At 38.8% G+C, this 12,240-nt stretch carries 9 protein-coding genes; 7 read left to right on the forward strand and 2 right to left on the reverse strand.

What is annotated here, in order from left to right; all coding sequences use genetic code 11:
- The first annotated feature begins 652 nt into the window (after positions 1–652).
- A complete protein-coding gene (locus tag MSBRM_RS01955) occupies positions 653–3,406 on the forward strand; it encodes a type I restriction endonuclease subunit R (protein WP_048154315.1) in 2,754 nt (917 codons plus the stop codon).
- Positions 3,403–3,630, forward strand: a complete 228-nt coding sequence (locus tag MSBRM_RS01960) for a hypothetical protein (RefSeq protein WP_176722086.1) — start codon at positions 3,403–3,405, stop codon at positions 3,628–3,630. The genes MSBRM_RS01955 and MSBRM_RS01960 overlap by 4 nt, the downstream gene beginning before the upstream one ends.
- A gap of 113 nt (positions 3,631–3,743) precedes the next feature.
- Here MSBRM_RS01960 and MSBRM_RS01965 read toward each other — a convergent pair whose 3' ends face one another.
- Positions 3,744–5,180 (reverse strand): hypothetical protein, encoded by a 1,437-nt coding sequence (locus MSBRM_RS01965; RefSeq protein WP_048154320.1) that lies wholly within the window; start codon positions 5,178–5,180, stop codon positions 3,744–3,746.
- A 411-nt stretch (positions 5,181–5,591) separates the two neighbouring features.
- On the opposite strand from MSBRM_RS01965, the gene MSBRM_RS19910 reads away from it, so the two are divergent.
- The 5 genes from MSBRM_RS19910 (at position 5,592) to MSBRM_RS01990 (ending at position 11,435) form a co-directional block, all read left to right on the forward strand.
- A complete protein-coding gene (locus tag MSBRM_RS19910) occupies positions 5,592–7,004 on the forward strand; it encodes a restriction endonuclease subunit S (RefSeq protein WP_052712653.1) in 1,413 nt (470 codons plus the stop codon).
- A 55-nt stretch (positions 7,005–7,059) separates the two neighbouring features.
- Entirely contained in the window at positions 7,060–8,556 is a 1,497-nt protein-coding gene (locus tag MSBRM_RS01975) for a class I SAM-dependent DNA methyltransferase (RefSeq protein WP_048154323.1), read from the forward strand.
- A gap of 250 nt (positions 8,557–8,806) precedes the next feature.
- Positions 8,807–9,670 carry a DUF5803 family protein gene (locus MSBRM_RS01980; protein WP_048120244.1) on the forward strand — a complete coding sequence of 288 codons (864 nt, stop codon included), beginning with the start codon at positions 8,807–8,809 and terminating at the stop codon, positions 9,668–9,670.
- A 70-nt stretch (positions 9,671–9,740) separates the two neighbouring features.
- The gene (locus tag MSBRM_RS01985) at positions 9,741–10,463 is read left to right on the forward strand and encodes a type IV pilin (protein ID WP_052712654.1); all 723 of its coding nucleotides are present in this window, start codon (positions 9,741–9,743) and stop codon (positions 10,461–10,463) included.
- Positions 10,464–11,030: 567 nt separating this feature from the next.
- Positions 11,031–11,435, forward strand: a complete 405-nt coding sequence (locus MSBRM_RS01990; protein ID WP_048154326.1) for a hypothetical protein — start codon at positions 11,031–11,033, stop codon at positions 11,433–11,435.
- Positions 11,436–11,963: 528 nt separating this feature from the next.
- Here MSBRM_RS01990 and MSBRM_RS01995 read toward each other — a convergent pair.
- Complete coding sequence (locus tag MSBRM_RS01995) at positions 11,964–12,203, reverse strand: MTH865 family protein (protein WP_048120240.1); 240 nt, start codon at positions 12,201–12,203, stop codon at positions 11,964–11,966.
- Between the last annotated feature and the right edge of the window lie 37 nt (positions 12,204–12,240).

The raw sequence follows: 12,240 nt of genomic DNA on the forward strand, positions 1-12,240 counted from the left end.
GTCAGAACATGTTGCTAGGCTCAGTTCCATTTCAAGCTCTAATAACTGTTGGCATAAGACTATGCATCTTTGACACATTCCAGTTGAGCGAGTGACTTGGAGTCACCAGGTCGCGTGACTATAAGGCCAAAGCAATAATAATTGCACCTGAGAATCAGGCACAGGGCTTATAACTTTTTGTTCAAAGCACCTTAAATATGTTATAATGACCTACTCAAGAGTTACAATTCATTTAAAGATAATTTAGTATCGTTTTATAGTCCATTATTCATAAGGTTGCCTTAGCATTTAAAGCTTCGAATGTAAGGCTGGAACCTAAAACTGCTACTTTCATGAGTAAACATCGAGCTATTTTTAAGACGTTTTAGAGCGATTTCAAAGTTAGTTTTGTTATCCTGGACTTGTTCTAAAGACTCAATGGTAAGGCTGAAAATAGGCTAAATTTTTTGTTACTGGTTCTATCTCTCCAATCCTCAACTCTACTTCTGTACTTTGTTAATAGAAAAATAACTCACACAAGTTCCCAAAATATTGGGGTATTAACATAAATTTAGAAACATTTATCGGTACAAATCACATTCAAAGAAAATACCGATTTTAGCGTCCCAATCAAGAAGATGAAGAAGATATTAATCTCAAAGGGTAAAGATCTATGAATAGTAACCAAACTCCGGAGCAGAAAGCCAGAAATGATATCGATAGAAAATTAAATGTTTCTGGCTGGATAGTGCAGGAAAAGAGCAAAATCGACTGGACTGCTTCCAGAGGCATTGCAGTTAAGGAGTATTTTACTGACGTAGGACCTGCTGACTATGTATTATTTGTTGATAAAAAGCCCGTTGGGATTATTGAAGCAAAAAAGGATGAAGAAGGTCACCGGTTAACCGTCTTTGAGGAACAATCATCCGGGTATGCTACAAGCAAGCTAAAATACCTTAACAACGACCCGTTGCCTTTTGTGTACGAGAGTACCGGGGAACTTACACGCTTTACAGACGTTCGCGACCCAAAACCAAGGTCCAGACCTGTTTTTTCATTTTACAGACCTGAAACTTTTGAGGAATATATTAAAAAGAAACCTTTGAGGGAAAGGTTGCTGGATATTCCTAAATTGAGGACCGACGGTCTTCGGGAATGCCAGATTATAGCAATTTCAAATCTTGAAAAGTCCTTTAAGGACAACCGCCCAAGAGCTCTTATCCAGATGGCGACAGGTTCGGGAAAAACCTATACTGCTATAACCTTCATCTATCGATTGCTGAAGTTTGCGGATGCAAAAAAGGTGCTATTTCTTGTTGATACCAGGAACCTTGGTGAACAGGCAGAACAGGAATTCAAAAATTATACTCCCAATGATGATAACCGCAAATTTACCGAACTCTACAATGTACAGCGTTTACGTTCCAGTTATATCACATCAGACAGCCAGGTGTGTATTTCCACAATCCAGCGGCTTTACTCTATTCTGAAGGGCGAAGAGCTGGATGAGATCAACGAAGAAGAAAACCCTGCTGAGAGAGGCTGGCAGCCAAAGGAACCGCTTCCTGTAGTTTATAATGAGAAAGTTCCCATTGAAGAGTTTGATTTTGTAGTTGTAGATGAGTGCCACCGTTCCATATACAACCTGTGGCAGCAGGTTCTGGATTACTTTGATGCTTTTTTGATAGGTCTGACAGCCACACCGGACAAGCGCACTTTTGCTTTTTTCAATGAGAACGTAGTAAGTGAGTACAGTCATGAAGACGCAGTGGCAGACGGCGTGAATGTGGGTTATGACGTGTATACCATCGAGACTGAAATTACCAAAAACGGGTCAAAAATAAATGCGCAGGAGTTTGTGGACAAACGGGAGAAGCTTACCCGTAAAAAACGCTGGGAACAGCTGGATGAAGATTTCACCTATACTTCCAAAAACTTAGACCGAGATGTGGTTAGCCTCAACCAGATACGACGTGTGATACGAACATTTAAGGAAAAGTTACCTGAGATCTTTCCCGGCAGAAAGGAAGTTCCAAAAACCCTGATTTTTGCCAAGAACGATAGCCATGCCGATGATATTATCAATATTGTGCGGGAAGAGTTCGGAGAAGGCAATGCCTTTTGCAAAAAAGTGACCTACAAGGCCGAAGAAGACCCTAAATCAGTATTGTCAGCTTTTCGCAATGAGTACAATCCCAGAATAGCGGTTACAGTAGACATGATTGCCACAGGCACGGATATCAAGCCGCTGGAATGCCTGCTCTTTATGAGGGATGTAAAAAGCAAGAATTATTTTGAGCAGATGAAGGGCCGAGGTACACGAACTCTGGACTATGATGATCTGAAAAAAGTGACACCATCTGCAATTTCAGCCAAGACTCATTTTGTAATTGTGGACGCGGTGGGCGTTACAAAGACCATGAAAACCGACAGCCGACCTCTGGAACGCCAGAAAAGCACATCTCTGAAAGACCTGCTTGCAGCAGTTACCTTTGGGGCTCAGGACGAAGACCTTTATGTTTCTCTGGCTAATCGGCTTGCAAGACTGGATAGACAGATAAACGAAGGCGAAAGAGCTACTTTTGCGGAGAAAGCGAACGGAAAAACGATCAATCAGACTGTTAAGGACTTGCTCAATGCATACAATCCTGACATCATTGAGCTCAAAGCTTCTGAGATTAACCAACTCCAGCCGGAGATTTTAGAGGCTGATGCAAGGAATAAAGCGCAGGAGAAACTGATTGATATTGCCAGATCAACTTTCTCCGGCGAGCTGAATGAATATATTGAAAATGTCCGCAGAGTCCATGAGCAGATTATTGATACCGTGAACCTTGACACTGTTAACAGAGCCGGCTGGGATAAAGACACTGTGGTACAGGCGGATGAACTGGTTAATGACTTTAAGGCGTATATGGAAGCAAATAAAGATGAGCTCACAGCCCTGAGAATTTTCTACAACCAGCCCTACAGGCGCAGGGAAGTTACCTACGCGATGTTAAAAGAAGTGATGGAGAAACTGAAGCTGGAAAAGCCCCAATTCGCTCCTTTGAGGGTCTGGCAGGCTTACGAGCAGCTGGAAAAGGTGAATGGGAATTCCCCGAAAAAACAATTGACTGCTCTGGTTTCTCTGATCCGCAGGATAACCGAGATCGACCCTGTGCTGACAGCCTATGACCAGACCGTGAACCGGAATTTCCAGGACTGGGTATTTAAAAAACAGGCAGGAACTCTGAAATTTAATGAAGACCAGATGAACTGGCTTCGCATGATTAAAGATTATGTTGCAACCAGCTTTCATCTGGAAATCGATGACCTTGATTACACTCCCTTTGATGCTCTTGGCGGGCGAGGCAGAATGTACCAGCTTTTCGGGGACGAAATGAATATGGTTATCAGCGAATTGAACGAGGCACTGGCGGCGTGAAGATAATGGAAGAAATGAATATTTTAGGTGAAAGGTTCGGAGAAAAGTTCGGAGAAAAGTTCGGAGAAAGGTTCGGAGAAAAGTTCGAAGAAAAGTTCGAAGAAAAGTTCGGAGAAAGGTTCGGAGAAAACTGTGGGGAAATAGTTGTCAGGATGGTCATTCAGATCTTCAGTTCTAACTTACATGTAATCGAGTCCGATATTTATGGAGTATATGACTGGTGATTTTTGAAACAAAGTGAACAGAATACTGGTTACTGATATACTGACTTATTTTATCGAGTGCCATTATTTTCTTTAACGCATCCATAAAAATAATGCAGTATAAAATCCTGAGATTAAACGAAATGGTAACCTCCGTCACTATATCTTACCAGAATTTCATTCAGGTCATCGTTCAGTATAAGATTCTGGTTATTAATCGAAACGTAAACATTCATAGGAGTTCCATAAGTACGTTCAAATGAAGTTCTAACGAATGTGTGGTTAGTTAAATTCATCTGTGGGACATCTTGATAATTTCTGGAATAGTGCTGATAGGTTCCATTTCTTAGAAATGCTATTTTTTCAATCTCGTGTGTGTTAATTAGTTCCTCTCCGGCATCATCAACAACAAGAAGACTGTACGTATGTGAGTCCCTATTTTTTACTGGAAGCGTTGTTATGTTTCTTTCAGGTTTGACTTCCAATGCATAGACAATTTTGGTCCAGCTTATTTCATCGGGAGAGTAGGGAGAAGGTTTCATCACGTTCTCCGGATCTGCCTTATTGAAAAATTCAAATACACTTCTGTTTACCCAGCTGCAAAATAACGGAGTCCCTTCACTATAAAATTCAGAAGGGTCTTCAGAATAAGGCGGTATGCCAAACACCGTTGAGTAATTGAAGCGTTCGGCAACTCTTAAAGCTTCAATACTTTTTTCTAAAGAGGCTGAGGAAACAGGAGTTTCGTTATACATCAGTAAAAATGATTCATTGTACAGCGAATTAACCTGAAAAACCACAGATCCGTTTATAGTTTGTCCGGGAGACAGAGTTATATTTTCAATTTTATTTTCTTCTTTGAGGCTTGAAAGCACCTCCAGATGTGATCTCTCATAAAAACCGTAAGGGTCCAGATTTGTAGTATTAAATGTACGATTTCCATCACGTACATGAAGTTCGTTTAATTTAAAATCGAGGTCATTTGAACCGTTATTCTTTATTGAAAGGTCATATACCGCGTAATACTTTTCATTGAGATTATATCCGAGCTTGATTTCTGCGGGATCACTTGAACCACGGTATTCTTTAACTCTGTATATACAAAGCTTACCATTTTCCTCTTTTACTTTTAATTGAATGTTATTAGGAGTTATTAGAACCGTATTTTTATCGTCTGCAAGCTTTAACTCCAGAGAATTGTCGGGTGTGAAAACACGGATTGTATTATTGTCATTGGTTTTAACGATCTGCGCGTTACTTATCCAATCAATTTTCAGATTATTCTTGAGGTATTTGCTGAGATTATTACTTTCGTTACCCGGGACATTATCCCAGCTAAACAGGTAACTTAATACATTTTCTGAATTATCGTGCATATAAATGCTTGAGAAGGACGTTACTTCGATTTCAGGGATATCTTCATCGGATGACAGGGTTGTTGAGGACAGATTTTCTGGTGTCGTATTTCCTGGCCTTTGATATGCTGACTCATTTGATTGAGTGAGATTATTTTCTTCAACGCATCCACTAAAAATAATAAATGTTGTCAGAATAAGTAGTAATATTCGCAATCCCAATCATCCCCGGTCAATTTCAATGGGTTTTGTAGAAATCCTCTGAAATATGAAGTATTCATTAATTTAAAATGAACTACATTATATATTTTTGTTTGTTTATTTTCAGCCTCTTGGAGCTATTTTAGAGAAGCTTTCTACAGAGCCTAAGTTTTGATTACATCCAAAGACACAAGTAGACAATTATTTAATCAACTGACATCTTAAAAGTACTTCAAAATTGATAATAAAAGGTTCGGAGAAAGGTTCGGAGAAAAGTTGGGAGAAAAGTTGGGAGACGAATTTGAATACAGAATTATATGAGGCTCTGGCGGCGTGAATGTTTTTCATCAATTATTAAAGTAATTTCATATTGTAGTAAAAATAAGATAAGCTTAGATCATTCAGATGAAAAAAAGTGTAGGTATCATGAAAGAAAGAAGCATATGGTTAAATGCCAAGCTTGGTGAAATTTCAAGAGAAATAAAACCAGGATATCCAAGCGGTAAACATAATTCTGTAGGAAATGGGAAACTCCATTTCAGGCCTTATAATATATCAAATGAGGGAGAAGTAAATCTTACCCAAACTAAGTTTGTCCCGCTAAAAAACGAGGACTACTATCTAAAGTCTCAGGACATTATTTTTAATAATACCAATAGCCCTGAGCTGCTTGGTAAGACGTGTATTATCAATAAAGACACTGATTGGGTTTATTCAAACCATATGACTAGGATAAGGTTGAAACCTAGATTTGATCCAAGGTTTTACGCAAGATATTTACATTATCTAAAATACACGGGTTTCTATAAAGTTAATTGTTCTAATCATGTTAATCAAGCTAGCATTGCGTCGGGTTTTCTTAATCAAAACTTGGAAGTGCCTATATGCCCTCTCCCCGAACAACGCGCTATAGTCTCTAAAATCGAACAACTCTTCAGCGAACTGGACAACGGCATTGCAAATCTCAAACTGGCACAGGAACAGCTCAAAGTTTATCGGCAGGCGGTGCTGAAGAAAGCATTTGAGGGATACGTAAAAGTACCTTTTTCAGATCTTGTGAAATCATCTCAAAATGGAATTTCTAAGAGAAGTGGGAAAGAAGGATCTGAGTTTAAAGTTTTGCGCTTGGCAGACATCAGTAATCTGGAAATAGATTATAGCAGCCCAAGATGTATAAGATTAACATCTTCAGAGATAAATAAATACAAACTTTTTAAAGATGATTTAGTTTGTATAAGAGTCAATGGAAGTAAAAATTTAGTTGGTAGACTGATAATTACAAGTAAAAAAGACGATTTAAACAATTGGGCTTTCTGCGATCACTTTATACGCTTTTCGCTTGATCTTTCTAATACAGTTCCAAAATATTACTATTATTATTTCCAAACGATGGAAGTAAGACAATATGTCCACGAAAATATGGTTTCATCAGCAGGGCAAAACACTGTTAGTCAAAGTACTATTAAATCCATATTGGTTCCTTTTTGTTCTCTTCCCGAACAACAAGTCATCGTTCAGGAAATCGAAACTCGCCTTTCAGTCTGCGATAAGATAGAGCAAGATATTGAAACCAATCTGGAAAGAGCCGAAGCACTGCGGCAGAGTATTTTGAAAAAAGCATTTGAGGGGAAGTTGCTTAATGAAAAAGAGCTGGCAGAGGTTCGAGGGGCAGAAGATTGGGAGCCGGCTGAAGTTTTGCTTGAAAGAATAAAGGCTGAAAAGGTAGGAAATAGAAAGAAAAGGAAGCAGACAACTGAAAAACAGAAAAATATCATTCAAGAAGACAAAGGACTAATTCAACAAGCTACCCTGCAAGCTTTCGAGCAAATTGACAAGTAAACGTTAATAATTAAGTTTTAAACTGAAAATTACTCTCATCTAAAGGATCCAAACCATGTCTGAATATACCTCATCCATCGTTTCCAAAGTCTGGAGCTTCTGCAACGTCCTGCGGGACGGGGGAGTGAGCTATGGCGATTATCTGGAACAGTTGACTTATCTCATATTTCTAAAAATGGCTGAAGAATTCAGTAAGCCGCCGTATAACAGAAATATCGGCATCCCTGAAGAATATACCTGGGACAAACTGAAACAGCAGCGGGGAGCCGAACTCGATACTTGTTACAGGGAACTGCTGGAAGAACTTGGTCAAAAACCGGGGATGCTTGGGCAGATTTTCCTCAAAGCCCAGAACAAGGTCAGCGACCCTGCAATGCTGTACAAGATCATTGACATGATCGACAAAGAAAGCTGGGTCATGATGGGTGTGGATACAAAAGGAGAAATCTACGAAGGGCTCCTGCAAAAAAATGCTGAAGATACGAAAAGCGGAGCCGGTCAGTACTTCACCCCAAGGCCGCTAATCAAAGTCATGGTTCAGTGTCTCCAGCCTGAGCCCCTGAAAACAATCGGAGATCCCTGCTGCGGCACAGGCGGGTTCTTTTTAGCAGCCTATGATTTTCTTACCTCACACTACCGGCTGGACAAGGAGCAGAGCCGCTTCCTGAAAAACAAAACCTTTGGCGGGAATGAAATCGTTGCAGGTACCCGGCGGCTTGCCCTGATGAACATGTTCCTGCACAACATAGGGGAAATCGACGGAGAACCCATGATCTCAAATTCCGATGCTCTTATTGCCGATCCCGGTTATCGTTACGATTACATCCTCACAAACCCGCCGTTTGGAAAAAAAAGCAGCATGACCTTCACAAACGAAGAAGGCGAGCAGGAAAAAGAAGAACTCACTTACAACCGCCAGGACTTCTGGACAACTACAAGCAACAAACAGCTAAACTTTTTGCAGCACATCCATACTATCCTTAAAACCGGCGGGCAGGCAGCAGTTGTACTGCCGGACAACGTCCTGTTCGAAGGTGGAGCAGGCGAGATTATCCGAAAAAAGCTTCTCGAAACCACTGACCTGCATACAATCCTGCGTCTGCCAACAGGGATTTTCTATGCAAACGGTGTAAAGGCAAACGTGCTCTTCTTTGAAGCAAAAACTGCATCAAAAGAACCATGGACAAAAGAAGTGTGGATCTATGACTACCGTACAAATGTGCATCACACATTGAAAAAGAACCCTATGAAATATTCGGATCTGGAAGACTTCATTCAATGCTACAACCCCGAAAACCGCCACATCCGAAAAGAAACCTGGAGTGAAGAATCTCCAGAAGGCAGGTTCCGGAGATTTATCTATGATGATATTGTAGCAAGGGATAAGACGAATCTGGATATCTTCTGGCTCAAGGACAAAAGCCTTGCGGATCTGGACAACCTTCCGGACCCAGAGATTCTTGCAAATGAAATAATAGAGAATATGGAAGCCTCCTTAGCGAGTTTTAAGGAGATTATTGCTACTATTAATGGTGAAAGTGAAGAGAATTAAAAGATAAATTTCTAAATCATTTTGGAGAGTTCAATAGCTGAGTTTTGTTACCTGCCAGCCCTACTTCTTTTATATGATAAGTGATCTTTATGTCATACTTTTTAAAATGCCTATCCGTGTTGTTTATTAAGAAGAGAGAACATAAGGTAATGTTAACCTGTTCCAGATCCTGTACAGGCTTTACCTCAAAAGCGAGGAAAATTGCCGTGGATGATAAGAGACCACTTTAAGCTCAAGGGAGAATTTGTCTATGAAAATGAAAACGAAAATAGTGTTTATACTCCTTGCCCTGATGGTGGTCTTTGCATCGGGATGTATGGAGCAAAAAAAGGAAATTGTCATAGATAAGCCTGGTAATGTCTCTAGTTATGAATTTGAGATTTTTCAGAATGAGTCAAGCAATCAGACGCTTGCAAATACCACTACATACTACCTGCTGGAAAACGATACGAAAGTACAGGTTGTTCACATCGTAGTAAATACCAGTAAGCTTGAGATCTATCCTCCCGACATCCTGGGTGGCAGTTCAGAGGAAAGTCCTATTCAAAATTTCGTACAGCTTGTGGGCCCGGCAAACGAGACCGAAGCGAACCCGAAAACATTTGAAAAACTTTCCAGCAAAACGAACACATCGGATATTAATTATACTCTGACTCAGGAAGTTATCCAGGGTGTGAAAGTTATAAACCTGGAGCTTAAGGAGCCTGTTACAGGTTTTATTGCATATACGCTTGAGAATTCGGGAGAGCAGAGTTTTGCATTTGTTAAACACGATTCCGAATTCGTTCGCGTGGTACTTCCAGAAGGATATGTTACTGGCAACAGGGTATTCGGGATAGCAAGGCCTGAGCCTTCGAGTGTAACTTATGATGAAAAAGGAAGGCAAACTCTCCTGTGGATTCCCTCGAAGACGGGAGACCAGGAAGAAACCATTCAGGTGAAATACTATACCCAGTCAGCACCCCTGCTATTCTCAGCCGCAATTATAGTTCTGCTCTTCGGAGTCGGCCTTGTACTTTTACATTATTCCAGAAGTAAAAAGAAACTTGAGGCTGTTAGAGGAATTCTCGATCTCGAAAAAGAATATGAGAAGAAGCAGCGAAAAAGGAAATGATCTGGAAGATATTTTCTCTCCAGATTTTATTCATAAATAACAACTTTTTTTTGAAGTTAATAAATTATTTATGACAGTTTATCGTATTTCTTTATTGATGAAAACCTGGGGAAAAATACGAGCTAAAGAGTTTTTTTCATCAGAATCAGTATCTGATGCCGTAACTCCTATTATAGGTTCTCTTCTTATGTTGATTGTTCTGGTTGTACTTGCAAGTGTGACTGCTATCAGTTTTTCCAATATTGCCAATGAAGGCAAAAGCACTCAACCGCTGATGGCAAGGATTTCACTTGAATCGTGCGAAGGAGGGCTTTCCTCTACTAATTTTAGTGAGATAAACGACGAAGAGACAGCAAATTTTCAAAAAAACAGGATTGTGCTTCTACACAAAGGAGGTGACTCTCTTCCTCTTGACACCATATCCATAAAGATTTCAGGAGATGGAAATGCCTACCAGGGTATTGTTACAGGAGGTGGACATCTTCTCTACGGAGATACACAGGTGATTTACGAAAACTTGGGTTCGAAAGAAAAAAATAACACATATGCAAACCAAAACGATGCACTACTTAAAGATGGTTTCTGGAGCGTTGGAGAAAGGCTGACTCTCCATGGGCGGGATAGATGGAAGTCCGATATTTCCACTGTAAAAGTAAGTGTCAATGGGGACAGTGATACCTCCAATAATTACGGCTTTAAAGCAGGATCTGAAATTACCCTCAAGGTTATTGACATTAAAAGCAGCAATGTCATTGCTGAACAAAAAGTTATTGTAAAACATGCAGTAAGCTAAAATTAAAAGAGAAGACTCTTCTCTTTTAGAATATTTCTTATTAATTTTGAGTAATTTCCATTATCGAATATCTTTCCGCAGATCAAATGATACTGGTAGTTGAAAGATACCTGTTTTCGGAAAATTCCCTTTTTTTTAAAATTATATGACTTTTAAGGCTTCCAGTATGGATTAATCCTCACATTAAAGGTTATATTTCAAATTATATACCTTATAAAGCTTTTTTTATAAATTTAAATTTTATAATTTCCTTATGCATGTAAGTATGTATATATTTTTTCCAGCTAATTCAAGGTATGTCAACCGTTGATGGTTGGCAGGAAAATTAGAAGACAATAAAACAATAGGACTTATGCTATTGAACTGAGAAATCAATAGCACGAATCTGCAAACCATTCAAATCAAAGTATGGCAGATTCATCAAAGTATGGCAGATTCATCAAAGTATGGCAGATTCATTCGTGATTTATTCTGAACCTCATATGCATGAGTCCCTTGTAAATAAAAACAAAATCAGGACAAATTATATTAAACACATTAAATTAAAAACAAAAGTAGGATAGTACTATGGGAAAGAAAACATTTGACGGAATAAAAAAGCTCATGTGTATGTTTACACTGGTCTTTTTTGTAATGTCATTGACAGTTGCATCAGTAAGTGCAGGGTCAAATGATACATATAAAGTAGAGAAGGCAAAGTTAGATACAGAGAAGGCTAAATTGGAAAATGAAAAAATAGTAATATTAAAAGAGAAAGCTCAGTGTGAAAAAGAAAAACAGAAGCTTGAAACACAGAAAAAGAAATTGAGCAAGAAAAATAAAACTGACAAAGAGTATCAGAACTGGCTCAAGAACTATAACAGCTTTTTAACCAAATATAATAAATGTCTAAGCAAATATAAAACATGGGAAACCAAATACAATAACTGTTTAAATAACTACAAAGTTCTGGAACAAAAATTTAATAAATAAAGGCAGTAAAAACTGACTATAACATAAAAATATAAAAGGTGGCTATAAAAGACAGTGTGCCAATTTTCTGTAAAATGATAAGTTTCTAGAAGTTATCGGATGGAAAATTCGATATGTGCAGATCAATTCCATCCATAGCATACAAAAACTTAACTTGAATTTACAGCAAACTTGCAACACTGCCAGGTAATTTCCTTCCGGGAATTACGCGCTTGAGGGACAAATAAAAGCATGAATTGACCTGTATGAGCATATATATTCATATATTTTAATACTTCATGCCGTTGATTTCTCAGTTCAAGTGCGTAATTCCTTCTTCTCAGTTCAAGTGCGTAATTCTTTCTTAAATATAAGCTCTCTTATTATAAATATATTCATTTTTTTCTGCTTCATTCCCTGTTACGTATATATTATTAAAACTATCTGGGATCTACTTATTTGTTCTGAATTTGGAAAAACTGATTTTTTTTTATAAGCGCTATTCTCATTATACTCGTTTTGCCTTTTACTGGATCTGAATAAGTCAAATTAAAGTCCGGCTCTTTCGATCAATAGATCTGCCACATATTTTGCGTCTTTCAACGGAAAATCCTTTTCAGTAATCAGGCCTTCCGCCTCTCTTGCAGTAACTTCAGCACCACCGATTCTGCCTGTGGTGTCAAGCCCTTCAGGCAAGGCAGCAATCAACTCATCCATCGTATTTATGGGAAATTTTGCATCTTTAAGTATTTCAATAATCTGTTCGTAAACTTCTTCCTTTATGCCCATCTATTCCCTCCTATACGGGTCTCTTTGTTTCTCGATT

Origin of the sequence: Methanosarcina barkeri MS, from assembly GCF_000970025.1 — an archaeon.
GTDB lineage: Archaea > Halobacteriota > Methanosarcinia > Methanosarcinales > Methanosarcinaceae > Methanosarcina > Methanosarcina barkeri.